Here is a 23,475-nt window from a genome sequence, read left to right on the forward strand (position 1 = left end):
CCTCGCCGACCACCGGTCCCGGCCGTCCCAACCCCCTCATGGTAACTGGGACACTTCGGACAATCAGGAGGTAGGCAGGGATCTGACCTGCCCTTTCCTCCCGCCGTACCCGCCCCCGCGCCACAAGCCCGCGGCGCGGTCCGAGACCACCGGGGTCGCCACCCGTACCGGGCGCCGCGCGAGTCTTCCCTTCGTGGGGGTTCTCGGGGCGTGCGACGGCCGGGTGGCGCTCTGGCGGGAGTATCAGGACACCGCGGGCATCGCGCGGGCCCTCGGAGCGGGCTGACCCCGCGTGGGGAAGGGTGCGCTCAGCCCACCCGGGACAGGACGGGGAGCAGGTGGACCTCGGCGGCCGGAGGGAGGGCGCAGGCGAGTCCGCCGAGCCCCCTGGCGTTCTCGCCGCAGACGAACACGCTGATGTGACGGCGCATCCGCCCGTGGTCGTCGCGGAGCCTGCGCTCAAGCGACGGATGGGTACGGCAGAGCGTGTCGAGGGCGGCCCCCAGGGTGGGGCGGCCGCCGTCGCGGTCGGCGACCGCGAAGACGCGAAGCTCGACCATGTCGCCCGCCCAGCGCCCCAGGGCTGAGGGGAACACGAAGGTGACGAGTGTGGCGGACCTGGTCAACGGTCTTCCTTTCCGATGCGGCCTCATGCTGTCACGGCGCGGGACGCCGCGTCCCGCGCTCAGCCGGTCAGGTATGGCAGTGGGCGCCCCGGCGCCGTCCCTCCTGGGGACGGTCCCGGTGGATGTCCGCGGGCGGGACCCCACCGCGCTGGAGCCTGAGGATCGTCTCCTCGACCATGTCGTCGGGTCCGCAGACGTAGACCTCGTGCCCGGCCCACGGCCGCAGGCGGTCGACGACCTCGGGCAGCCGCCCCCGTTCACCGCCGTAGCGGGGCTCGTCGGAGACCACGGGCACCACTTCGAGCCTGGGCACGCGTGAGCGCATCCTCATCAGGTCGGGCAGGTCGTAGAGCTCGCGCGAGGTGCGGGCGCCGTACAGCAGGCGGACGCGGGGCGGGGTGGGGTCCGAGGTGATCACGTGTTCCACGATGGCCTTCAGCGGGGCCAGGCCGGTGCCCCCGGCGACGCACAGGATGTCACGTCCGGGCTCGGGCGGCGTCATCGTGCCGCCCGGCGCGCCGAGCGTCACCGTGTCCCCGATCCGGGTGTGCCCGACGAGCGCGGAGGAGACCCAGCCGCCGGGGACGGCCCTGACGTGCAGGCGGACGGTGTTGTCCCGCCTGGGCGCGTTGGCGATGGAGAACGGGCGCCACACCCGCGGCCAGCGCGCGGTCTGCACGTCGACGTGCTGGCCCGGCAGGTACGGCAGCGGCTCGTCGGGCCGCAGGGTTATCACCGCGATGTCCGGGGCGCGCAGTTCGTGACCGATCACCTCGGCGGTCCACCAGGCGGGCGAGGTCCGGGCGTCCTCCTCGGCGGAGGTGATCATGATGTCGGCGGCGGCGGTGTAGGCGGCCAGCCACGCGGCCTCCATCTCGGGGCTCCACACCTCGGCGGCGAAGCGTCTCACCGTGGCCAGCAGGGCGTTGCCGAGCGTGGTGTAGTGCTCGGGGAGCACGCCGTACCTGCGGTGGCCCCGGCCGAGTTCGCCGAGGAACGACGACAGGCCGTCGAGGCTGTCGAGGCTCCACACGATCCTGGTCAGCGCGCCGAACAGGCGGTCGCGCTGGGTGTCCATCGCCGGGGGGAACATGGCCCGCATGTGCGGGTTCTCCGCGAACAGACGGCCGTAGAAATACGCGGCGGCCTTGTCCGCGACGGGTTCGATGACGGCGAAGCTTTCCTTCACGAGACGCGGATTCAAGGACATGGACGGAACCCACCCTAATTGACCGGATCGAATGTCCGATCACGCAGACCTACCTCCTGACGAATCCGGGTGATGAGCGTCCTGTGGCCCCGGCGCACCAGAGCGCTCGCATTTGAGTCTTCCATCACCATGTGAGGCTCACAACGTGTTCTCAGCAATATGGCGGGAATTCAAACTATCTGTAATTGCGAGACTATTTTTGGCGATCGTGCTATAGGAGTGACCTGGGTGGTCACAAATCGTATTTATCCGAACTTTGTTATTTATCCCTTGTGTGGGTGTTTGCCGTGTCGCCTGGTGCGGCCCGTCCCGTCCCTGCGTGGCGACGGCGCGGTGAGACGACACTGAGACCTTCAAAAGCGTGACATAACCGAAATAGGGTGCGCCATGATAGGGAAGTTGCTGAAGACGGGACGGGTGCCGCCCGGAACGGGGACGCCGCCGTCGCATGGCCCCCTTGGAGTTCCACATGCCCCGACCCCTGATCGGTGTCACCGCTTACCTTGAGGCCGCCCGCTGGGGCGACTGGGTTCGCGAGGCCGTCCTGTCGCCCCCCTCCTACGTGCGCGCGATCGAGAAGGCGGGCGGGATCGCCGTACTGGTCCCGCCGACGAACCCGGCCGCGGCCGGCGACCACGTGCGGTGTCTGTCCGGACTGGTCCTCGCGGGCGGTGGCGCGCTCGACCCCTCCCTGTACGGCGCGGCCCCCGAGGGCCGCGCGGGCGCGCCCCAGCCCCACCGTGACCGGTTCGAGCTCGCTCTCGCCCGCGCCGCCGTACGGGAGGGTCTGCCGTTGCTGGCCGTGGCCAGGGGCATGCACGTCCTCAACGTCGCCCAGGGCGGCTCACTGATCCCGTGGCTCTCCGACGAGGTCGGTCACGACCGTCACTCCGCCGCGGGCCGGGAGCACCTGATCCAGATCAGCGTCTCAAGCGGCCTGGGCAAGGCGGTCGGCGATCACGCGGAGGTGACCGCGCCGCACCACCAGGCCGTCAAGAGGCTGGGCGAGGGGCTGCTCGCCGTCGCGTGGGCCGACGACCAGATCGTCGAGGGGGTCGAGCTTCAGGGGCACCCCTTCTGCGTCGGCGTCCAGTGGCATCCGGAGCGCGCCGGCGACAACCGGCTGTTCGAGGCGCTGGTCCAGGCGGCGCGCTGAGGTGCCCCCGAGGTGTCACAGGTCGCAGGCGCCTGCGGTGTCGAGGGTCCGGGGCCTGCGCACGTGGTAGACGAAGGCGGGGGGAAGGTTGCCCCAGACGGTCCTGCCGACGACGACCTCCTCGAAGGTCTCGTGCAGACGGCGCCGGAAGCGCTGTGCGGGCCGCATGCGCTTGGCGAAGCTGTAGGCGAAGGTCGTGAAGGCCGTGTGCGGGCTCATGGTGGCCACGACGGCGTCCAGCAGGCGCGTCTGGGTGTCGGCGGAGAAGGCCGCCCAGGGCAGGCCGCTGATGACGGCGTCGGCCTTCTCAAGACCGCGCTCACGCAGCATCTCGGGCAGCCGCGCCGCGTCGCCGACCACCACGTCCACCTTCGGGTGCCGCTCCGACAGGAACGAGGCCAGCGCGGGATTGATCTCCACGGCCAGGTGGTGCCCCCTGCCGTTCAGCCGCCGCTGGATCTCCGCGGTGAACGCCCCCGTCCCCGGGCCCAGCTCGACGATCACGGGATCGCCCCGCTGGGGGACCGGGGTGGTCACCGTCTCGGCCAGCCGCCGTGAGCTCGGCGCCACCGCCCCAACGGTTCCCGGGGAGCGTAGCCACTGCCCCAGAAAGAGCGTGGTGTCTTTGGTCATGCTGTGAAGGGTAGAGGCTGAAGCGGGCGGAATGACCCCGTAATCCGATTGATTTTCCTTCCGCCATGAGGAGGAGAGGGCCGACCTACCTCAGGAGGAGAGGCGCGGGCGCCGCGAACGGGTTCCGTCCCGGCGTCGTCCCCGGAGCACGGCGAATCCGCCACGCGGCGGATCGGCGGGTACCCCTGGAGGCTGACGACCCGGCGGAACCGCGCGGCCACGATGTGTCCCTGAACAGTCATTGCAGGAAGGACACATCTCATGCAGGAGGGCATCACCCGGCCGCTCGCGGCACCGGAGCGCTCCGTCTCCGCGGGCCTGCTGTATGGCCTGCGCGTTCTGGTGACCGCGCAGGCCGTCGGTCTGATCGTCGCGGCCTCCTTCGCGGGCCAGGCCGTACAGGGCGGAGCCGATCTGGCCGAGACCCACGTCATGGTCGGGATGGTGGTGCACCTGATCGCACTGCTGCAGACCGTCGCGGCCGTGCTGTTCTGGCGGCCGGGCCGAGGCGCGGGATGGCCCGCGGCGGCCAGCGCGGGCCTGCTCCTGATCGGCATGGGGCAGCACTTCACCTGGAACCTGCTCGGCACACACGTGCCCAGCGGGCTCACCCTGTTCGGGCTGACCGTGGCCCTGCTCGTCTGGGTCTGGTCGCCCCGCGCCGCGGTCCGCGGCCGCTGAGGCGCGGCGCGGGCGGTCTCCCGGCCCGCGCGCCTCGCCCGACCCCCGGAACCTCGGAAGGCCCGGGACGCACGAGACGGATCCGTCTCGTGCGTCCCGGGCCTTCGCCGTGCCGCCAGGGCCGCCCGGAGACGAAGGTCGTTGACAACGACAGTTGCGAATAGTTGGATGTTATGTGGGTCAAGGAACATCCGTGGCCGGGTCCGTCACCCGCCGTCCTTGTCGCCCGTTCGGTGACGATCGAAGTGCTCGTGCTGTGAAAGCACAGTTCCGGCCCCATTTTTGGCGTTTGTGCAGCGCCGTACCATGCCCAAATAGTTCAACGTTCAACCAAACGTCGACCTGTGGGTGCCGGTTCATCAGTGAACTACATCGCAACAGGAGAAAAGTCATGCTGGAGAGAATCGGGCCTTACACCCTTTTGCTCGCCCGGGTCGTCATCGGCATCGTGTTCATCGCGCACGGCCTTCAGAAGCTCCTCAGCAGCGGGATCGACGAGGTCACGGCCGGGTTCACCCACCTCGGCATCCCCCTCGCCGCCGTGGCGGCCCCGGCCGTGGCGGGCAGCGAGGTCCTCTGCGGCCTCGCCTTCATCCTCGGCGCCGCCCTGCCTGTCGCGGGCGTCATCCTCGCCCTCAACATGGTCGGCGCCTACGTCTTCGTCCACGCGGGCAAGGGCTTCTTCTCGCAGCAGGGTGGGTTCGAGTACGTCCTGGTCCTGTTCGCCATCTGCCTGGCGATCGGGTTCAGCGGCGGCGGGGCGCTGGCCCTGGACAGGCTGTGGCGGCGTGACCGCTCCCCGGTCGCCGTGGGAGCCGCGAACTGAGCCGTTGCGGCGGACCGTGACCGGGTCCGCCGCATCCTCCCCGGGTGCGGGACGGGCGACACGCCCGGCCCGCGCCCGCGGCACACTCCCCCCACGACCTCGAAGAACCTTCACAGGGTTCCTGCCGAAGCTGTGAAGAGACCTGTGGTGCCCGTCACCTGCGGGATGCCGCGGCGAACGCAGTAGGGTCGGCTTCAGGTACGGGGAGGGAGACATTCGGGTGAATCCGGAAGCATCGGGTGCCGAAGACCGCATTTTGACGGTGCCCAACGCGCTGAGCCTGGCCCGGCTTGTCGGAGTCCCGGTCTTCCTGTGGCTGGTCCTCGGGCCGAAGGCCGACAGCTGGGCCGTGGCGCTGCTGATGCTGGCCGGCCTGTCCGACTGGCTCGACGGCAAGATCGCCCGCGCGTGGAACCAGACCAGCAGGCTCGGCCGCCTCCTCGACCCGCTGGCCGACCGCCTCTACATCCTGGCCACCCTCTTCGGCCTGGCCATGCGCGAGATCATCCCCTGGTGGCTGGCCCTGGCGATCCCGCTGCGCGACGTCATGCTGCTGGGCATCCCGCCCATCCTGCGCCGCCTGGGGTACGGCCCCGCGCTGCCCGTGCACTTCCTCGGCAAGGCCGCGACGGCCAACCTGCTCTACGCCTTCCCCCTGCTCTTCCTCGCCCACCACGACGCCTGGTACGCCGGGCCCGCCCGCATCGTCGGCTGGTCGCTCGCGATCTGGGGCACCGGACTGTACTGGTGGTCCGGGGCGCTCTACTGGGTACAGGTGCGTCAGCTCATACGCGGAGCCGGACGCATTAAGAGGTGATGTGTGAAGGCCGTCGTGATGGCGGGCGGGGAGGGGACTCGGCTGCGGCCGATGACCGCCAACCAGCCCAAGCCACTGCTACCCGTGATCAACCGGCCGATCATGGAACACGTGCTGCGCCTGCTGAGGCGGCACGGGTTCACCGAGACCGTGGTGACCGTGCAGTTCCTGGCGGCGCTGGTCCGCAACTACTTCGGTGACGGCGACGAGCTCGGCATGAGCCTGTACTACGCCACCGAGGACACCCCTCTCGGCACGGCGGGCAGCGTCAAGAACGCCGCGGACAAGCTCAGGGACGAGCCCTTCCTGGTCATCTCCGGCGACGCGCTGACCGACATGGACCTCACCGACATGATCCGCTTCCACCGGGAGAACGGCGCGCTGGTGACGATCGGGCTCAAACGCGTCCCCAACCCCCTGGAGTTCGGCATCGTCATCGTCGACGACCGGGGCAGGGTTGAGCGCTTCCTGGAGAAGCCGACCTGGGGTCAGGTCTTCTCCGACACCGTCAACACCGGCGTCTACGTGATGGAGCCCGAGGTCCTCGACGAGATCGCCGCGGGCGGGGTCGTCGACTGGTCCGCCGACGTCTTCCCCCGCCTGCTGGCGCGCGGCGCCCCGCTGTACGGCTACGTCGCCGACGGTTACTGGGAGGACGTCGGCACCCACGAGAGCTACCTCAGGGCGCAGGCGGACGTGCTCTCCGGGCGGGTGAGGGTGGACATCGACGCCTTCGAGGTCTCCCCGGGTGTCTGGGTGGCCGAGGGGGCCTCGGTCGACGCCGACGCCGTACTCAAGGGCCCCCTGTACGTCGGCGACTACGCCAAGGTCGAGGCGGGGGCCGAACTGCGCGAGTTCACCGTGCTCGGCAGCAACGTGGTGGTCAGGGAGGGCGCCTTCCTGCACCGCGCCGTCGTCCACGACAACGTCTACGTCGGCCCGAGCGCCCACCTGCGCGGCTGTGTCGTCGGCAAGAACACCGACCTGATGACCGGGGTCAGGATCGAGGAGGGCGCCGTCGTCGGCGACGAGTGCATCATCGAGGCCGAGGCGTACGTCTCCTCGGGCGTCAAGGTCTACCCCTTCAAGACCGTGGAGGCCGGGGCGGTCGTCAACACCAGCGTCATCTGGGAGCCCAGGGGCCAGCGCAGCCTGTTCGGCCCGCGCGGCGTCTCCGGCCTGGTCAACGTGGAGATCACCCCCGAACTGTGCGTACGGCTCGCCAGCGCCTACGCGACCACGCTGAGGAAGGGCGCCTCGGTCATCACCTCCCGGGACTCCTCCCGGGCGGCCAGGGCGCTGAAGCGGGCCGTGATCAGCGCGCTGACCGCCAGCGCGATCAACGTGCTCGACCTGGAGGCGGCCCCGCTGCCCGTCTCGCGCTTCCACACCGCCAGGGAGAACGCGGTCGGCGGGATCGCGTTGCGCACCACCCCGGGCGACCCGCAGAGCGTGGACATCGTCTTCATGGACGAGCACGGCGCCGACCTCTCCCAGGGCGCCCAGCGCAAACTGGAGCGGGTCTTCTCCCGCCAGGAGTTCCGCCGCGCCTTCCCCGGGGAGATCGCCGAGCTGAGCTTCCCGGCCAGGGCGATCGAGGACTACACCTACGAGCTGCTGCGCTGCGTGGACGTCACCGGGGTGCGCGACGCCGACCTGAAGGTCGTCGTCGACTGCGCGGGCGGCACCTCCTCACTGGTGCTGCCCAGCCTCCTGGGCAGGGTCGGCGTCGAGGTGCTCACCGTCAACAACCGCCTGGACGACGCCTCGCCGACCGAGACCCTCGCCGAGCGCCGCCGGGCCCTGCAACGCCTGTCCGAGCTGGTCGGCTCGGCCAGGGCGGCCTTCGGCGTGCGCTTCGACCCGGTGGGGGAGCGGATCGCGCTCGTCGACGAGACGGGCCAGCTGATCAGCGAGGAGCGCGCCCTGCTGGTCGTGCTCGACCTGGTCGCCGCAGAGCGGCGTGGCGGCAGGGTGGCCCTGCCGGTCACCACGACCCGGGTGGCCGAGCAGGTCTGCCGCTTCCACGGCGTGCAGGTCGAGTGGACCTCGACCGCACTGGACGCGCTGACCACCGCGGCCAGGGCGGAGGGCATGGTCTTCGCCGCGGACGGGCGGGGCGGCTTCGTGGTGCCCGAGTTCGGCCCGACGGTCGACGGCCTGGCGGTGTTCCTGCGGCTGCTCGGCCTGGTCGCCAGGACCCGCCTTTCGCTCAGCCAGATCGACGCCAGGATCCCGCAGGCCCGGTTGCTGCGCCGTACGGTCCCCACGCCGTGGGCCGCCAAGGGCGTGGTGATGCGCTCGGTCATCGAGGCCGCCGAGCTGTACCGGATAGACACGACCGACGGGGTGCGCGTCGTGGCGCAGGACGGCAGCTGGGCGCTGGTGCTGCCGGACCCGGCCGAGGCGGTGACCCACCTGTGGGCGGAGGCGGGGGACGTCGACTCGGCGCAGAGCCTGATCGAGCACTGGGCCAGGGTCGTGGAGGGGGCGGCGGCGACCTGAGGTCTCCCCTGGGATCCCCGGCCCGGAGAGCGCGAAAACCCAGCGCGGCGGCATGGACCGGGGCGCCGCCCGGCGGTAACTTTGTCCTCGACCGAACCCGTCCTCGAGCGTCGGACTTGATCTTTCTCGCTATTCGGTGTATGTTGCGGCATTCGCAGTCTGAGCAAATACTTGAGAAGCGATGAAGCGAGGCGCGCGTACCGAGAACCGTTGCCGCGTCCTCGCGGTAGGAGGCCGAGCCGATCGATGCCGAGCGTCTACTGCACGCAGTGCGGTCATGCCAACCCTGAGGACGCCCGTTTCTGTTCACGATGCGGGTCGCCGCTGACCAGGTTCGACTCCCCGGGGGACAGTACGTCGACGATCTCCCTGTCCGGGATCGAGGCCTACGAGGCGGAGACGGGAGAGACGCTTCTCGCCGAGCGGCAGGCCGTCGAGCAACTGCCTCCGGGCGCCGCGCTGCTCGTCGCCATGCGTGGTCCCAACGCGGGCAGCCGCTTCCTGCTGGACAGCGACCTGACCACGGTCGGCCGTCACCCCGAGAGTGACATCTTCCTGGACGACATCACCGTCTCGCGGCGTCACGTCGAGTTCTACCGGCGCGGCGGAGGGGTGTTCACCGTCCGTGACGTCGGCAGCCTCAACGGCACCTACGTCAACCGTGAGCGGATCGAGGAGGTCCCGCTCTACGGCGGCGACGAGGTGCAGATCGGCAAGTTCCGCCTGGTCTTCCTCACCCGTGGCGCCGCTGGAGGATGATGAGCTCCCAGGCGGCTCGTTCGCACATGAGCATCGGGGAGGTGCTCGCCCTGTTGCAGGGCGAGTTCCCCGACGTCAGCATCTCCAAGATCCGTTTCCTGGAGGGCGAGGGGTTGATCGAGCCGGAGCGCAGTCCCTCCGGCTACCGGAAGTTCAGTTACGCCGACGTCGAGCGGCTGCGTTACATCCTCGGCGAGCAGCGCGACCGTTACCTGCCGCTGCGTGTGATCAAGGACCGGCTCGAGGCCGCGGACCGCGAGGACCGGCCGGTCACCCCTCCGCGGGCCCTTCCCGGCGAGGCGCCGCCGGAGGTTCGTCTCACCCGCAAGGAACTGCTCGCCGCCGCCGAGCTCGACGAGGAGACCCTCACCGAGCTTGAGGACTTCGGCCTGCTCGCCGCGGTCGCCCGCCACTACGACGCCGAGGCGCTGGCCGTGGCCCGCAGCGTGGGGGCACTGGCCGCCTTCGGGCTCAGGGCACGCCACCTGCGGGTCGTCAAGGCCGCGGCCGAGCGGGAGGCCACCCTCGTCGAACAGGCCATCGCGCCGTTGCTTCGCCGCCGAGGCCCGGGGGCCATCGACCGGGCCGACGAGACCGCCAAGGAGATTTCTGGTCTTCTGCTGGAATTGCACGCCTCGCTCCTGCGTTCCGCCGTGCGTGGGGGCTTGGGCCGGTGAGAACCTGACCAGGCACTCGTCCCCTCACGAGTGTTACGTTGAACAAACCGGTCATAATCCAGCGAAGACGGAGCAGCCCGTGTTGCAGATGGAGGTCGTGGGCGTTCGGGTTGAGATGCCCTCAAACCAGCCTATTGTCCTGCTGAAGGAGGCACATGGGGAGCGGTACCTGCCGATCTGGATCGGCATGACCGAGGCGACGGCGATCGCGATGGCCCAGGCCGAAGAGCCGCCACCCCGGCCACTCACCCATGACCTCTTCCGCGACGTGCTCGACGCGCTCGGCGTCCGGCTGAGCACCGTGAACATCGTCGCACTCCGTGATGGGATCTTCTTCGCCGATCTCGTGTTCTCCAACGGGGTCGAGGTGAGCGCCCGTCCTTCGGACTCCATAGCCCTGGCGTTGCGTACGGGAGCCCGTATCTTCGCCAGTGAGGACATCGTCAGGGAGGCGGGGGTGATCATTCCCGACGACCAGGAGGACGAGGTGGAGAAGTTCAGGGAGTTCCTTGACACGATCACGCCCGAGGACTTCGGTCGCGCGGGGTAGGTATTTCGGTGCATTTACGCTTCACGACGCGCCGGGGAGGGTCGTTGACTGATCTTGGCCCCAGTCCTACGGTGCAAGTGAAACCCGCGGCTGTGCGCAAACCCCCAGATCAGGCCGCGGGATGAGAGAAAGCCGGAGGTCCGCGTGGCGGTCAGCAGCGGCGAGGGTAGAAACGCCGACCAGGATGACCCGGAACGGCGCGGGGAGGCACGTCAGCGTGCGGGCGAAGAGGGCCTGCTGTTCGACGGGCAGCCGGTGAAACTGCCCGCCGACATCGGATACCGCGGTCCCACCGCCTGTGCCGCGGCCGACATCACCTATCGGCAGCTGGACTACTGGGCGCGCACCGGTCTGGTCGAGCCCACGGTCAGGGCCGCTCACGGTTCGGGTTCCCAGCGCCTGTACGGCTTCCGCGACATCCTGGTGCTCAAGGTCGTCAAACGGCTGCTCGACACGGGTGTGTCCCTCCAGCAGATCCGCATCGCCGTCCAGCACCTGCGCGACCGCGGCGTCAACGACCTGGCCCAGATCACCCTCATGAGCGACGGGGTGAGCGTGTACGAGTGCACCTCACCCGACGAGGTCATCGACCTGCTCCAGGGAGGGCAGGGTGTCTTCGGCATAGCCCTCGGCCGCGTCTGGCAGGAGGTGGAGGGCTCCCTGGCCGACCTGCCCGGAGAGCGCGCGGAGTCCGGCCAGAGCCCTTTAGGCGATCACCACGCGGATGAGCTGGCCCGTCGTCGCCGGGCTCGCCGCACCGGGTAAGGTTGTCTCGCTGCTGACTCTGCGCGGGAGAGACCCCGGCATGATCGGGGCGCCGAAGGAGCAACCTCCCCGGAATCTCTCAGGCACCCGGTACCGCGTGGGCGAGGCGACTCTGGAAAGCAGGCACGCCCGCCAGGCGCGTCTCACCGACGGGGAAAGCCTTCCACGCACCGGAAGGTGAAACTCTCAGGTCGCGATGACAGAGGGGGAGATCCGGCATACGCCCGCGCCCAGCGCCGGTCTCCAACGTCTCGGGAGGCTTCCCATGACCGACCTGTCACCGCTCAGCGAGCTGACCCCCCCGCCGTTCGCCACCCGTCACATCGGGCCCGCGGACGCCGACCAGACCCGCATGCTCGAGGCGGTCGGATTCGCCTCGACCGCCGACCTGGTCGCGGTGGCCGTCCCCGAGGCCATCAGGGCGAAGGACAGGCTCAACCTCCCGCCCGCCGCGAGCGAGACGGAGGCCATCGCCGAGCTGCGCGCCCTCGCCGGGCGTAACACCGTGCTCACCTCGATGATCGGCCTGGGCTACCACGACACGATCACCCCGGCGGTCATCCGCCGCAACCTCCTGGAGAACCCCGGCTGGTACACCGCCTACACGCCCTACCAGCCCGAGATCTCCCAGGGGCGCCTTGAGGCCCTGCTCAACTTCCAGACGGTCGTCTCCGACCTGACCGGTCTCGACGTGGCGGGCGCCTCCCTGCTGGACGAGGCCACCGCCGCCGCCGAGGCGATGACGCTGGCCCGCAGGGCGGTGCGCGGCTCCTCGAACGTGTTCGTCGTCGACGCCGGCTCGCTGCCGCAGACCAAGGCCGTGCTGCGCACCAGGGCCGAGCCGCTCGGCATCGAGCTGGTCGAGAGCGACTTCACCGAGGCCCTTCCCGACTGTTTCGGCGTGCTCGTGCAGTACCCCGGGGCCGACGGCGAGATCAGGGACTTCCGCGCCGTCGCCGAGGCCGCCCACGCGCGCGGCGCCCAGGTGGTGGCCGCCGCCGACCTGCTGGCCCTGACCCTGCTGGCCGCCCCCGGCGAGCTCGGCGCCGACATCGCGATCGGCTCCTCGCAGCGCTTCGGCGTCCCGCTGGGCTTCGGCGGCCCGCACGCCGCCTACATGGCCGTCCGCGACGGCCTGCAGCGGCAGATGCCCGGCCGCCTGGTCGGCGTCTCCCAGGACGCCGACGGCCGCCCCGCCTACCGCCTGGCGCTGCAGACCCGTGAGCAGCACATCCGCAGGGAGAAGGCGACCAGCAACATCTGCACCGCGCAGGTGCTGCTCGCGGTCATCGCGGGCATGTACGCCGTCTACCACGGCCCCGAGGGCCTTCGCAGGATCGCCAGGCGCGTCCACCGGCACGCCGTCGTGCTGGCCGCGGGCCTGCGCCACGGAGGCGTCGAGGTCGTCCACGACGCCTTCTTCGACACCGTGCTCGCCCGGGTGCCCGGCCGCGCCACCCGGATCGTGGCCGCGGCCCGCGACAACGGCGTCAACCTGCGCCTGGTCGACGCCGACCACGTCGGCGTCACCTGCGACGAGCGGACCGAGCAGCTCCACCTGGAGCAGGTCCTGGCCGCCTTCGAGGTCAGCGGCGCCGTACTGACCGACCTGGACGCCGCGGCGCACGACGCGCTGCCCGAGGGGCTGGCGCGCACCGGCGACTACCTGACCCACCCGGTCTTCCACAGCCACAGGTCGGAGACGGCCATGCTGCGCTACCTGCGCAGGCTCCAGGACAAGGACGTCGCGCTCGACCGGTCGATGATCCCGCTCGGCTCGTGCACCATGAAGCTCAACGCGACCACCGAGATGGAGCCGATCACCTGGCCCGAGTTCGCCGGGCTGCACCCCTACGCCCCCGCGGAGCAGGCCGAGGGCTACACGGAGCTGGTGCGGGAGCTTGAGGGCTGGCTGGCCGAGGTCACCGGCTACGACGCGGTCTCCATCCAGCCGAACGCGGGCTCCCAGGGTGAATTCGCCGGGCTGCTGGCGATCCGCGCCTACCACCACGCCCGCGGCGAGGCCCATCGCGACGTCTGCCTGATCCCCTCCTCCGCGCACGGCACCAACGCCGCCAGCGCGGTCATGGCCGGTATGCGGGTCGTCGTGGTCGCCTGCGACGACAACGGCAACGTGGACCTCGCCGACCTCGACGCCAAGCTCGGCAAGCACCGCGACCGGCTCGCCGCGATCATGGTGACCTACCCCTCGACGCACGGCGTCTACGAGGAGACCATCACCCAGATCTGCGAGCGGGTGCACGAGGCGGGCGGCCAGGTCTACGTCGACGGCGCCAACCTCAACGCCCTGGTCGGCCTGGCCAAGCCGGGCGAGTTCGGGGCGGACGTCTCCCACCTGAACCTGCACAAGACCTTCTGCATCCCGCACGGCGGCGGCGGCCCCGGCGTCGGCCCCGTCGCGGTCCGCGCCCACCTCGCCGGCTACCTGCCCGGTCACCCGCTGCGCGACGACTCGCCGGTCGGTCCCGTCTCCGCCGCGCCGTACGGTTCGGCGGGCATCCTGCCCATCTCCTGGGCCTACGTCAGGATGATGGGCGCAGACGGGCTCAAGGCGGCCACCGAGCAGGCCATCCTGTCGGCCAACTACCTGGCCCGCAGGCTCGCCCCGCACTACCCCGTCCTCTACACCGGCCGGGGCGGCCTGGTCGCCCACGAGTGCATCGTGGACCTGCGCCAGATCACCAAGGAGACCGGTGTGACCGTGGACGACGTGGCCAAGCGCCTGGTCGACTACGGCTTCCACGCTCCCACCATGTCCTTCCCGGTGGCCGGTACGCTGATGATCGAGCCGACCGAGAGCGAGGACCTGGCCGAGCTCGACCGGTTCTGCGAGGCGATGATCGCGATCAGGGGGGAGATCGAGAAGGTCGCCTCCGGCGCCTACGACAAGACCGACAACCCGCTGCGCAACGCCCCGCACACGGCCGCCTGCCTGCTGGCCGACGACTGGGAGCACGCCTACTCGCGGGCCGAGGCGGCCTACCCGCTGCCGTCGGTGCGCGAGGCCAAGTACTGGTCGCCGGTCCGCCGGATCGACCAGACGTACGGCGACCGCAATCTGGTGTGCGCCTGCCCTCCGCTTGAGGCCTACGAGGACTGATTCGCACCGTTAAGATCCACCTCGTGGACAGGGCTCCGGGCCACCGGGCCCGGGGCGATTCCTTACCCGGAGGGACCCTGCATGCCAGAGGTGGACACCCGACCGCTGGAGACCGCGCGGCGGCTGGCCGAGGACGGTGACCTGGACGGCGCCGCGGTGATTTTCGCGGAGCTGGCCGCGGACCCCGAGGGGCCCGACCGCGCGCAGGCGGCGGTCGGGCTGGCGGTGGTGCTCGAGGAGCGGGGGGACGCGGCCGACGCCAGGGCGGCGGCCCGTGCCGCGCTGGCCACCGGCCATCCCGAGTTCGCCGGGCAGGCCGCCTGCCTGCTCGCCAGGAGCTTCGAGCGCGACGACCTGCCCGACCAGGCGCGGGCGGCCTGGCAGGCCGCGCTGGGCACCGGGAACGCCGCCTGCGCTCCGCTGGCGCACATGGGCCTGGCCAGGCTCGCCGTGGGCCCCGTGGAGGCGGAGGAGGCCCTGAGGGCCGCGCTGGCGACCGGAGAGCCGGAGATCTCCTCCCTCGCCGCCCAGCGGCTGGCCGAGATCCTCCTTCAGGAGGGGGAGGCGGCCGAGGCGGCGGGAGTGCTCGTCGAGGCGCTGTCCGTGCCGGACGTCGTGGAGACGGCGAGGCTGCGGGTGCTGCTCGGCATCGCCCATCTCGAACTGGCCTGCGCCGAGCTCACCGGGGCGGTGGAGGAGGGCGGCGACGCCGAGACCGGGGCGCTGGCCATCGAGCTGCTGGCCCGCACGCTGCCGCTCAGAGGGCGTGACGAGGACGCCGAGCGGGTGTGGCGTTACGGCCTGGACAGCGCGGACGAGGAACTGGCCGAGGAGGTCAGGCTGCGACGCAACCGGGACGCCTGAGTCTCCGGCCCCGCTCTTCAGTCGCGGTGGCGCAGCCCGCCGAGGGCGTGGGCGATGTTGATCACCACGATGCCGCCCCAGGCGACCAGGATCCCCACGGTCCCGCCCTCGGCGGCGACGGCGGTCAGCGGGATGGCCAGCCCCAGCGAGCCGAGCGCGATCGGGACGGTGCCGTTCCCCTTGCGCCGCGGCGCGGGGGGAGGACCCTGGGGGTGCGGATAGTGCTGCTGGGGGTGATAACCCGTGGCCTGCAGCTCCGCCCGCACCCTGGCGGCGATCGTCGAGTCGAGGCGTTCGACGAAGGACTCGACGAGCGCGGCCTCGTACTCGGGGCCGAGGTCACGGCGGGCCCCGATGGTCGCCCGTACGTCCTGTCGGATATCGTGATGATCCTGCACCCTGAGATTGTCCGCCCTGCCGCAGGCCCGGACATCAGCCGTTAGGACTAGATCGGTGTCCATCCGGAGTACTGCCTCGTCCGTGGAGATCGGCACCGTCCACGGCCCGGCCGTGGCCGAGATCGACGAGGTGGCCGATCCACGTTTCCTGCTGGTGCTCACCCACGGCTCGGCCGGGGGAGTGGACGCACCCGACCTGCTGGCCGTACGGGACGCGGTGACGCCGATCGGCGGAGTGGTCGCCCGGGTGCTCCAGCCGTTCAGGATGCGAGGGGCCAGGGCTCCCGGATCGGCGGCCAGGCAGGACGAGGCCTGGCTGGAACTGGTCGCCGGGCTTCGCGGGCTCCGGCCCGGTCTGCCGCTGGTGCAGGGCGGGCGGAGCAACGGGGCCAGGGTCGCCTGCCGTACGGCCTCGCAGGCGGGGGCGACGGCGGTGGTCGCGCTGGCCTTCCCCCTGCATCCTCCCGGTAAGCCGGAGAGGTCGCGCGCGCAGGAACTGCGCGCGGCGGGGGTCGACGTGCTGGCGGTCAGCGGTGACCGTGACCCGTTTGGGGTCCCCGAGGCGGCGGACACCTCGCGCCTGGTGGTGCTGCCCGGTGAGGGGCACGATCTCAAAAGGCATCCCGGCAGGGTGGGCGAGGTGGTCGCGCACTGGCTCGGCGCGAGGATGCGCGCCGCCGCGGAGTGATCGGTCAGGCGATCAGGCGACGCCGGCCAGGGGCCGGTGCGGCTCGATGACCCCGCCGTCGGGCAGGATCTCACCGGTGTCGTCGAACAGCACCACACCGTTGCAGAGCAGGCTCCAGCCCTGCTCGGGGTGGGCGACCATCGTACGGGCGGCTTCGCGGTCCAGCGCCTCGGCGGGCGGACAGGACGGCTGGTGCGGGCACATCGGCGTGCCTCCGGATCTCTATCGTCGGCTCGCTGGATCGACATCGGACAGCGGGTGGACACCGTGTCCCCGATGGGAATCCGTTCCCATCGCGTGACGGGTGACGAGCATCTGGTGTGGACATGTGGGTCGTGCGTGCCTCGAACGGGGTGAGGTCCGCACGTTGGTCAAACTCAAGTGTGCGATCTGGATCTCACCCCGGGACATAGCCCGTTAGGACTGTTTGCGAACTCTGGAGAGTGGTCCTTCAGGGCTCTTCCGGAGGTGTGACCTATAGCACAGGATGCCTCATAGCGGACATCTGGCCAAGCGAAACGCGCCATCTGGCAGGTAAAAAAGGATCGGCCTCGCGTTTCTTTACCGTTCAGTCTCCGTTCGCTTTCCGTTGAGTCCCGCCAGCAGGGCGTTCAGCCCGTGCTCGAAGTCGGTGTCGGCCGCCGCGGAGCCTCCGCCGGCCGACGGGGGACGCCACGGCTCGGCGCCGTCCGCCGGGGAGTCGGCCCATCCGGAGCGCTGTACCTCGACCGCGACCGCGCCGAAGACGTAGGCCCGCAGCGTCCGTACCGCCTGCGCCGCGTCGGGCAGTCCGGCGTCGGCGAGCTGCTCGGTCTGCTCCATGAGGGCGATCGCCGCGCGGCCCTTCGGGGGCTTGGTCAGCGCCAGCGCCAGCACCCCGGGATGCTCCCTGAGCGCGTCCCTGCTCGCCCTGCACCACGCCCTCGCGCTGTCCTGCCAGGTGCTCGCGGGCTCGGCGTGGACGGCCGTGACGTGCTCGGCCAGGGCGTCCATGAGGGCGTCCTTGCCGCGCGGCAGATGGTGGTAGATGGCCATGGCCTCGACCTGGAGCGCGTCGCCCAGGCGCCGCATCGTCAGCCGCCGGAGCCCCTGGCTGTCGGCGATGTGCAGGGCGGCCTCGATGATGCGTTCCCTGGAGAGCGGGACGGGTGGTCGTTTGGCGGGCATGGGCCGCATCCTGCCATCGGTGACCTTACTGTGTAAAGGGCGCCGCGCCGTGCCGTCCGGGGTGGGCCGGTCCCTGAGTGGGTGGTCCGGGGGCCGACGGCGTAGGCTACAGCCGTGATCCGCCGGGAGGTTCCCGGCGACGGGTGAGAGAGGGCAGACGATGGCGTTTTTCCGACCGGGCGTGAGCCGGGAGGCGGAGGTCCGTCACCACGCCGACCAGGAGGTCGGGAAGAGCTTCCCCGAGTTCCTTGAGAGGGCGCGCACGGCCGAGGCCGAACTGCGCCGGGTGCAGGCGGCCGGGGCGTCCCCGGAGGAGCTCAGGGCCGCCGGGCTGGTCTTCGACGCGGCGCTGACCGAGGCGCTGCGCGCGGCCGAGGCGGGCCAGCGGGCGACCTTCGGGCCCAAGGCCTACGACGACAGGATCCGCCGCCGCAAGGGCAGGGCGACCCCCAAGGGTGCGGAGTGGACCGCCGAGGTCAACCGGCTGCGCACCCTGCGCGAGGAGAACCGGCTGACCGGCATCGCCCGCGTCCCGCGGCCGGTGACCACCGTCGTCCGCTGACTCCTCGTGTGAACGGCCTGCCGGGTCGTTCGCACACCAGGCGGCTCCGGGATACCGGGGCCGCCTTTCTCATGCCCGGATGCCTCGACGTGCCCGGGTGGCCGGTGGTCGCTCCCGGCGTCGCCTCCGAGGCACCCCTCTCGCCGCGCCGTGCCCGTCGCCGCGTGCGATGACGGGCGCCGCCCTCCGGCCGACCGGGTCCGGGGTCAAATGGACATCGTGTCCACTTGTCGCTATGGTGATTAAGCGGACACAACGTCCGCTTTGGCATCGAGGATCGGAGAGCCGTGAGCCGCCTGCTGCACCTGGACGCCAGCGCCCGCCGTGCGTCCTTCTCCCGCACCCTGTCGGGGATCTACGCCGCCGCGTGGCGCGCGGCCAACCCGGAGGGCGGATACACCTACCGGGACCTGGCCGCCGACCCCGTCCCGCACATCGGGCAGGCCTGGACGGAGCTGTGCGACCGTGTCCTGGCCGGTCAGATCACCGACATCGGCCGCTACCACGAGGTGGTGAGCACCCCGGAACAGGCCGAGGCCTGGGCGGTGGTCGAACCGCTGCTCGACGAGCTGGTGGCCGCGGACGTCGTGCTGATCGGCACGCCGATGTACAACTTCTCCATCCCCTCGGCGCTGAAGGCCTGGATCGACCAGGTGACCTTCCCCAAGATGAAGCTCACCGGCCGGACGTTCGTCGTCGCGGGCGCGCGGGGCGGCGCCTACGGCCCCGGCACCCCCAGGGAGCCCTTCGACCACGAGGAACGCTATCTGCGTGACTTCTTCCTCGGGCACTTCGCCGTCGAGGACGTCACGTTCGTCCACGCCGAACTGGTCAACTCCCTGGTGGACCCGGCCCTCGCCGACCGGCGGGCCGTGCACGAGCGGTCCTACGCCGCCGCGCGGGAGCTGGCCGGGAAGCTGGCCGTCCGATGAGCTGGCTGCTGCTCATGGCGGCCGGGCTGGTGGAGATCGCCTGGTCGCAGAGCATCAAGCCGACCGAGGGGTTCACCCGGCCGCTGCCCACGCTGGTCTGTTTCGCGCTGGGGGCGCTGGCGGTGTGGCTGCTGTCGAAGGCCATGCAGCAGGGACTCCCCGTCGGCACCGCCTACGCCGTCTTCACGGGTATCGGCGCCGTCGGCGCGATCACCCTGGGGATCGTGCTGCACGGCGATCCCGTCGGGGCGGGGCGCGTCGCGGCCCTGGCGTTGATCGTCGGCGGGGTCGTGCTGGCCAGGGCGCTCGCCTGACCCCGGGCACGCGTGAGGGGCGTCGCGGACCGGTGGTCCACGACGCCCCTCACGAGCGGGTCTAGCTGGCCCAGTCGAGCAGCGGGCGGGTGTTGCTCGGGTGGCGCAGCTTCGACAGCGACTCCTTCTCCAGCTGGCGGATGCGCTCGCGCGTCAGGCCCAGGTGCTTGCCGATCTCGTCGAGGGTGTGAGGCTTGCCGTCGACGAGGCCGAAGCGCAGAGCCATGATCTTGGCCTCCCTGGGGGAGAGGTTGCCCAGCACGCCGCGCAGCTGCTCACCCAGCAGCTGACGGTCGACCACCTCGGACGCCTCGGGCGAGTCGACGTCCTCGATGAGGTCGCCGATGGTGGTCTCGCCGTCGTCGCCGATGGTCGCGTTGAGGCTGATCGGCTGGCGGCTGGTGCGCAGCAGTTCCTCGATCTGGTCGGGGGTCTTGTCCAGCTCGACCGCCAGTTCCTCCGGGGTGGGCTCACGGCCGAGACGCTGGTGCATGTCACGCTCGACGCGCGACAGCTTGGAGAGCATCTCCAGCACGTGCACGGGAAGGCGGATGGTGCGCGCGGAGTCGGCGAACCCACGCTGGATGGCCTGGCGGATCCACCACATGGCGTAGGTGGAGAACTTGTAGCCCTTGGTGTAGTCGAACTTCTCGACCGCGCGGATCAGGCCCAGATTGCCCTCCTGGACCACGTCGAGCAACGCCATGCCACGGTCGGTGTACTTCTTGGCGACCGAGACGACCAGGCGGAGGTTGGCCTCAAGCATGTGGTCCTTGGCGCGGCGGCCGTCCTCGGCGATCCATTCGAGGTCGTCGCGCATGGCGGCGGGCAGGCCGGGCTCGGCCTCAAGCTTGGACTCGGCGTACAGCCCCGCCTCGATCCGCTTGGCCAGCTCGACCTCCTGGGCGGCGGTGAGCAGGGTACGCCTGCCGATCGACTTGAGGTAGGTGTGCACCGAGTCGCCCATGACCGAGGACTGGTCGTCCAGGTCCATGGTCTGCTCGGCCTCGAGCTCGGCCTCCTCGGGGGCCCACTCCTCCTCGCCGATCTCCGGCTCGGCCTCGGCGGGGGCCCCGGCGGTCTCGGCCTTCTTGGCGGTGGTCCTGGCGGCCCTGGTGGTGGCCTTGGCGGGCGCGGCCTTCGCCTTGCGGGTGGTCCGGCGCCCGGCGGTCTTCTTGGACGCGCCGCTGAGCGCGGGCTCGTCCTCGGCGGCCAGGATGACGCCGGCCTCGGTGAGCTCCCGCAGGATCGAGCGGCCCTCCGTGGGGCTGGTCCCGGACTCCGCGAAGGCGTGGCGCAGCTCCGCGAGCGAAAGGTGACCCTGGACTCGCCCTCGGTCAAGGAGCTTCTCAAGGGGCGTCGGGGCCTCCGATGAGGTCGCCACGGCGGTTTGGGGCATGAGGACACCTCCTCCATCACGGAGTCGTCTGCTTACAGATTGTCGGGTGGGGCGGCCTGCGGGCCGCTCAGCGCACCAGTACCAATAACCCCAGTCAAGAACTTTATGTTCCCGACTTGACGGGGAAAATAAGATGGGCGGATCGTCCCGAGGCGGTCCGTTCCGTCATCAGCCGTGGTCAGGGGCTATTCGACCCCCTCCACCCGGCTTCCGGAGGGCCCCGCCGGGTCGTCGGCCTCGGGCATGGGGAAGGGGCTCGCCTCCTGCAGGCGCTGCTCGGTCCAGTAGGTCGTGACCGACCCCGGGTCGGGGTTGACGTCCCTGGAGACCACGGACCCGTCGTCGGGCGCCGATGTGGGTGCGGACGTCGGCTCGGAGCGCGGTGCGTCGTCGTCGGCCTGCGGCTGCGCCGTCTGCCGCGTCGCCGGTGACACCGCGGGCCCGGAGCCGGACTCCACGACCCTCCAGATCTTCTCCACCCGGCCGGCGGAGGCGGCGGCCGTCACGGAGACGCCGCCCACGAGGATCACGCCGACGACTCCAGCGGAGACCAACGCCTTGCGGGTGATATGCATGGGGTCGTCCCTTCTGTCGCGGCTGTCTGTTTGACGTGCCGGGTCTCCTCACGGTTCCCGATCACGACCATAACGGAGGGCGGCGAGATTCGGCTTGCCATTGGGCAGAAGTGGTATTTCGGACATCACGACCAGCTCGGCGGGGGCCGCGCAGGCGGGGAGCCGTTCCTTGACGAAGGCCCGCAGCTCGGCCAGCGACGGCGGGTCGGGGGAGACGACGACGGCCACGACGCGCTCGCCCCACTCCGGATCGGGGCGGCCGACCACGACGGCGTCGGCGATCGCGGGGTGCTCGGCCACGGCGGCGGCGGCCACGGCGGCGACGACCTTCTCGCCGCCGGTGTTGATGACGTCGTCGCAGCGGCCGAGCACGCGCAGGCCCCCGCCGTCCATGACGCCGAGGTCGGAGGTGACGAACCAGTCGCCGTCGAGGGCCGAGGCGGTCAGCTCGGGCCGCAGCCGGTAGCCGGAGAACAGCACCGGGCCCGCGACGCGAATCCGCCCGTCGTCACCAATCTTGAGATCTACATTGTAAAGGGGGGCGCCGTCGTAGACGCACCCGCCACAGGTCTCGCTCATCCCATAGCTGAGCACCACCCGCGCGCCCGCGGCCCTGGCCTCCTCGACCAGCCCCGGCGGCGGCGCCGCGCCCCCCAGCAGGATCGTGTCGAACACCGACAGGTCGGCGTCCAGCAGCCGACGCAGCTGCGTCGGAACCAGCGAGACGTGCCGGGCACCGCTGGAGAGCACCGCCTCGGGGGAGAAGCCCTCGTGCACGATCGGTTCCGTCCCGCCGACCAGTGACCTGACCAGGACCTGAAGCCCCGAGACGTGGGAGGGGGGCAGGCAGCAGAGCCAGCGCTCGCCGGGCCGGGCGCCCAGACGGCGCAGCGAGGCCGAGGCGGAGGCGCGCAGGGCCGCGGCCGACAGCTGGACCCCCTTCGGCGCCCCGGTCGTGCCGCTGGTGGCGATGACGACGGCCACCTCGCCGGGCACCCCCACACCGTGCTCGCGCCGTACACCGTTGACATGGGTGGGGCGCAGGGCGTCGAGCGTGGCCCGCAGCGCGGCGGCGGGCAGGGCGGGAGACAGGGGAAGCACCGCGGGGCCGCCGTCGAGCGCGGCGCCGACCGCCCTGAACAGCTCCGGTCCCGGCGGCAGCACGAGCGCGTGCAGCTCCCGCCACCCGCAGGACGACTCCGCGTGCACAGGACCGTTCGTCACAGTCGTAAGGTTAGTGCCGGGAAAACGGACGGCAGCCGGGCGGGTCCCGGCGAGGCGGAAGGGACGCAGTCATCGTGAGCACGGAGCAGGCGGTGCCGGGCACGGACGGGCGGGCGAAGGGCGAGGCCAGGCCCATGCCGGAGAGCGTCCAGGTGCGCGCCGCCGACTGGAGGCGCTCCGGGGACTACGAGGACATCGTCTACGAGACCGCCGAGGGCATCGCGAAGATCACGATCAACCGGCCGGAGCGGCACAACGCCTTCCGCCCGACGACGCTCTTCGAGCTCAGGGACGCCTTCAACGTCGCCCAGGAGGACTCGGAGATCGGTGTGATCATTCTCACCGGCGCGGGCGACCGGGCCTTCTGCTCGGGCGGCGACCAGAAGATCCGCGGTGACGACGGCTACGTCGACAAGTCGACCCCGCACGTGGGCAGGCTGAACGTGCTGGACCTGCAGGTGCAGATCCGCCGCTGCCCCAAGCCGGTCATCGCGATGATCGCCGGCTACGCGATCGGCGGCGGTCACGTGCTGCACGTCTGCTGCGACCTGTCCATCGCCGCGGACAACGCGGTCTTCGGCCAGACCGGGCCCAAGGTCGGCTCCTTCGACGGCGGCTACGGGTCCTGGCTGCTCGCCGAGACCGTCGGCCTGAAGCGGGCCCGTGAGATCTGGTACCTGTGCCGTCAGTACGACGCCGAGACCGCCCTCGGCTGGGGCCTGGTCAACACGGTCGTCCCGCTGGAGCGCCTGGAGGAGGAGACGGTCGCCTGGGCCAGGGAGATGATGGAGAAGTCCCCGCTGGCCCTGCGCATGCTCAAGGGCGCGCTGAACGCGGTCACCGACGGCGCGGCGGGCATGCAGCAGTTCGCCGGCGACGCCACCCTGCTCTTCTACATGAGCGAGGAGGCGCAGGAGGGCCGCGACGCCTTCAAGGAGAAGCGCACCCCCGACTTCGGCAAGTTCCCGCGCAGGCCGTGAGCCGCAGGCGATTCCAGCGATGAGGCGAAACCGGCCCGTCCCCGCA

General features: G+C 70.9%; 25 protein-coding genes and 1 riboswitch. Of the genes, 16 read left to right on the top strand and 9 right to left on the bottom strand.

Features of this window, described 5'->3' with window-relative positions:
- Positions 1-308: 308 nt before the first annotated feature.
- Together ABZ463_RS30535 and ABZ463_RS30540 are read right to left on the bottom strand one after the other, a co-directional pair.
- A complete protein-coding gene (locus ABZ463_RS30535; RefSeq protein WP_362781324.1) occupies positions 309-626 on the bottom strand; it encodes a molybdopterin synthase sulfur carrier subunit in 318 nt (105 codons plus the stop codon).
- A gap of 67 nt (positions 627-693) precedes the next feature.
- Positions 694-1,836, bottom strand: a complete 1,143-nt coding sequence (locus tag ABZ463_RS30540) for a globin domain-containing protein (RefSeq protein WP_362781326.1) — start codon at positions 1,834-1,836, stop codon at positions 694-696.
- Between the two features lie 469 nt (positions 1,837-2,305).
- On the opposite strand from ABZ463_RS30540, the gene ABZ463_RS30545 reads away from it, so the two are divergent.
- Positions 2,306-2,992 carry a gamma-glutamyl-gamma-aminobutyrate hydrolase family protein gene (locus tag ABZ463_RS30545; protein ID WP_362781328.1) on the top strand — a complete coding sequence of 229 codons (687 nt, stop codon included), beginning with the start codon at positions 2,306-2,308 and terminating at the stop codon, positions 2,990-2,992.
- 15 nt (positions 2,993-3,007) lie between these two features.
- On the opposite strand, the gene ABZ463_RS30550 is transcribed toward ABZ463_RS30545, so the two are convergent.
- Positions 3,008-3,625 carry a methyltransferase domain-containing protein gene (locus tag ABZ463_RS30550; protein WP_352012561.1) on the bottom strand — a complete coding sequence of 206 codons (618 nt, stop codon included), beginning with the start codon at positions 3,623-3,625 and terminating at the stop codon, positions 3,008-3,010.
- Positions 3,626-3,886: 261 nt separating this feature from the next.
- On the opposite strand from ABZ463_RS30550, the gene ABZ463_RS30555 reads away from it, so the two are divergent.
- From ABZ463_RS30555 to ABZ463_RS30600, 10 genes are all read left to right on the top strand, one after another.
- Entirely contained in the window at positions 3,887-4,306 is a 420-nt protein-coding gene (locus ABZ463_RS30555) for a hypothetical protein (protein ID WP_352012560.1), read from the top strand.
- A gap of 391 nt (positions 4,307-4,697) precedes the next feature.
- The gene (locus tag ABZ463_RS30560) at positions 4,698-5,132 is read left to right on the top strand and encodes a DoxX family protein (RefSeq protein WP_352012559.1); all 435 of its coding nucleotides are present in this window, start codon (positions 4,698-4,700) and stop codon (positions 5,130-5,132) included.
- Between the two features lie 220 nt (positions 5,133-5,352).
- The gene (locus ABZ463_RS30565) at positions 5,353-5,949 is read left to right on the top strand and encodes a CDP-alcohol phosphatidyltransferase family protein (RefSeq protein ID WP_362781331.1); all 597 of its coding nucleotides are present in this window, start codon (positions 5,353-5,355) and stop codon (positions 5,947-5,949) included.
- A gap of 3 nt (positions 5,950-5,952) precedes the next feature.
- Positions 5,953-8,454 carry a mannose-1-phosphate guanyltransferase gene (locus ABZ463_RS30570; protein ID WP_352012557.1) on the top strand — a complete coding sequence of 834 codons (2,502 nt, stop codon included), beginning with the start codon at positions 5,953-5,955 and terminating at the stop codon, positions 8,452-8,454.
- 246 nt (positions 8,455-8,700) lie between these two features.
- On the top strand, positions 8,701-9,213 hold the full coding sequence (locus tag ABZ463_RS30575) for an FHA domain-containing protein (RefSeq protein WP_352012556.1): 513 nt from the start codon (positions 8,701-8,703) through the stop codon (positions 9,211-9,213).
- Positions 9,214-9,239: 26 nt separating this feature from the next.
- Positions 9,240-9,890: a MerR family transcriptional regulator gene (locus ABZ463_RS30580; protein ID WP_352012555.1), complete on the top strand. Its 651-nt coding sequence runs from the start codon at positions 9,240-9,242 to the stop codon at positions 9,888-9,890.
- Between the two features lie 79 nt (positions 9,891-9,969).
- Positions 9,970-10,440, top strand: coding sequence for a bifunctional nuclease family protein (locus tag ABZ463_RS30585; protein ID WP_184713884.1), 471 nt, complete (start codon positions 9,970-9,972; stop codon positions 10,438-10,440).
- A 234-nt stretch (positions 10,441-10,674) separates the two neighbouring features.
- Positions 10,675-11,205, top strand: coding sequence for a MerR family transcriptional regulator (locus ABZ463_RS30590; RefSeq protein WP_246435481.1), 531 nt, complete (start codon positions 10,675-10,677; stop codon positions 11,203-11,205).
- Between the two features lie 14 nt (positions 11,206-11,219).
- Positions 11,220-11,311: riboswitch (glycine riboswitch) on the top strand.
- A 159-nt stretch (positions 11,312-11,470) separates the two neighbouring features.
- A complete protein-coding gene (gcvP, locus tag ABZ463_RS30595) occupies positions 11,471-14,326 on the top strand; it encodes an aminomethyl-transferring glycine dehydrogenase (RefSeq protein ID WP_362781335.1) in 2,856 nt (951 codons plus the stop codon).
- 81 nt (positions 14,327-14,407) lie between these two features.
- Entirely contained in the window at positions 14,408-15,190 is a 783-nt protein-coding gene (locus tag ABZ463_RS30600; RefSeq protein WP_362781337.1) for a hypothetical protein, read from the top strand.
- 17 nt (positions 15,191-15,207) lie between these two features.
- Here ABZ463_RS30600 and ABZ463_RS30605 read toward each other — a convergent pair whose 3' ends face one another.
- On the bottom strand, positions 15,208-15,588 hold the full coding sequence (locus ABZ463_RS30605; protein ID WP_352012552.1) for a hypothetical protein: 381 nt from the start codon (positions 15,586-15,588) through the stop codon (positions 15,208-15,210).
- 82 nt (positions 15,589-15,670) lie between these two features.
- On the opposite strand from ABZ463_RS30605, the gene ABZ463_RS30610 reads away from it, so the two are divergent.
- Positions 15,671-16,276, top strand: coding sequence for an alpha/beta family hydrolase (locus tag ABZ463_RS30610; protein ID WP_352012551.1), 606 nt, complete (start codon positions 15,671-15,673; stop codon positions 16,274-16,276).
- A gap of 12 nt (positions 16,277-16,288) precedes the next feature.
- Here the strand turns inward: ABZ463_RS30610 and ABZ463_RS30615 are convergent, their stop codons facing one another.
- Both ABZ463_RS30615 and ABZ463_RS30620 read right to left on the bottom strand, forming a co-directional pair.
- The gene (locus ABZ463_RS30615; protein WP_352012550.1) at positions 16,289-16,480 is read right to left on the bottom strand and encodes a DUF5999 family protein; all 192 of its coding nucleotides are present in this window, start codon (positions 16,478-16,480) and stop codon (positions 16,289-16,291) included.
- A gap of 357 nt (positions 16,481-16,837) precedes the next feature.
- Entirely contained in the window at positions 16,838-17,443 is a 606-nt protein-coding gene (locus tag ABZ463_RS30620) for a TetR/AcrR family transcriptional regulator C-terminal domain-containing protein (protein ID WP_352012549.1), read from the bottom strand.
- A gap of 160 nt (positions 17,444-17,603) precedes the next feature.
- Here ABZ463_RS30620 and ABZ463_RS30625 point away from each other — a divergent pair, with 160 nt between their 5' ends.
- From ABZ463_RS30625 to ABZ463_RS30635, 3 genes are all read left to right on the top strand, one after another.
- Positions 17,604-18,005, top strand: a complete 402-nt coding sequence (locus ABZ463_RS30625; RefSeq protein WP_362781340.1) for a hypothetical protein — start codon at positions 17,604-17,606, stop codon at positions 18,003-18,005.
- A 287-nt stretch (positions 18,006-18,292) separates the two neighbouring features.
- The gene (locus ABZ463_RS30630) at positions 18,293-18,937 is read left to right on the top strand and encodes an NAD(P)H-dependent oxidoreductase (protein WP_362781342.1); all 645 of its coding nucleotides are present in this window, start codon (positions 18,293-18,295) and stop codon (positions 18,935-18,937) included.
- Positions 18,934-19,251 carry a multidrug efflux SMR transporter gene (locus ABZ463_RS30635; RefSeq protein WP_352012546.1) on the top strand — a complete coding sequence of 106 codons (318 nt, stop codon included), beginning with the start codon at positions 18,934-18,936 and terminating at the stop codon, positions 19,249-19,251. The genes ABZ463_RS30630 and ABZ463_RS30635 overlap by 4 nt, the downstream gene beginning before the upstream one ends.
- Before the next feature lie 61 nt (positions 19,252-19,312).
- Here ABZ463_RS30635 and ABZ463_RS30640 read toward each other — a convergent pair whose 3' ends face one another.
- The 3 genes from ABZ463_RS30640 to ABZ463_RS30650 form a co-directional block, all read right to left on the bottom strand.
- Positions 19,313-20,650, bottom strand: coding sequence for an RNA polymerase sigma factor (locus ABZ463_RS30640; protein ID WP_352012545.1), 1,338 nt, complete (start codon positions 20,648-20,650; stop codon positions 19,313-19,315).
- A 185-nt stretch (positions 20,651-20,835) separates the two neighbouring features.
- Positions 20,836-21,225 carry a hypothetical protein gene (locus ABZ463_RS30645; RefSeq protein ID WP_362781345.1) on the bottom strand — a complete coding sequence of 130 codons (390 nt, stop codon included), beginning with the start codon at positions 21,223-21,225 and terminating at the stop codon, positions 20,836-20,838.
- Positions 21,226-21,273: 48 nt separating this feature from the next.
- Entirely contained in the window at positions 21,274-22,401 is a 1,128-nt protein-coding gene (locus ABZ463_RS30650) for an AMP-binding protein (protein ID WP_362781506.1), read from the bottom strand.
- 182 nt (positions 22,402-22,583) lie between these two features.
- Here ABZ463_RS30650 and menB point away from each other — a divergent pair, with 182 nt between their 5' ends.
- Positions 22,584-23,429 (top strand): 1,4-dihydroxy-2-naphthoyl-CoA synthase, encoded by an 846-nt coding sequence (menB, locus tag ABZ463_RS30655; RefSeq protein WP_362781508.1) that lies wholly within the window; start codon positions 22,584-22,586, stop codon positions 23,427-23,429.
- The last annotated feature ends 46 nt before the right edge of the window (positions 23,430-23,475 follow it).

This window comes from Streptosporangium sp. NPDC020145 (assembly GCF_040631275.1).
Lineage (GTDB): Bacteria > Actinomycetota > Actinomycetes > Streptosporangiales > Streptosporangiaceae > Streptosporangium.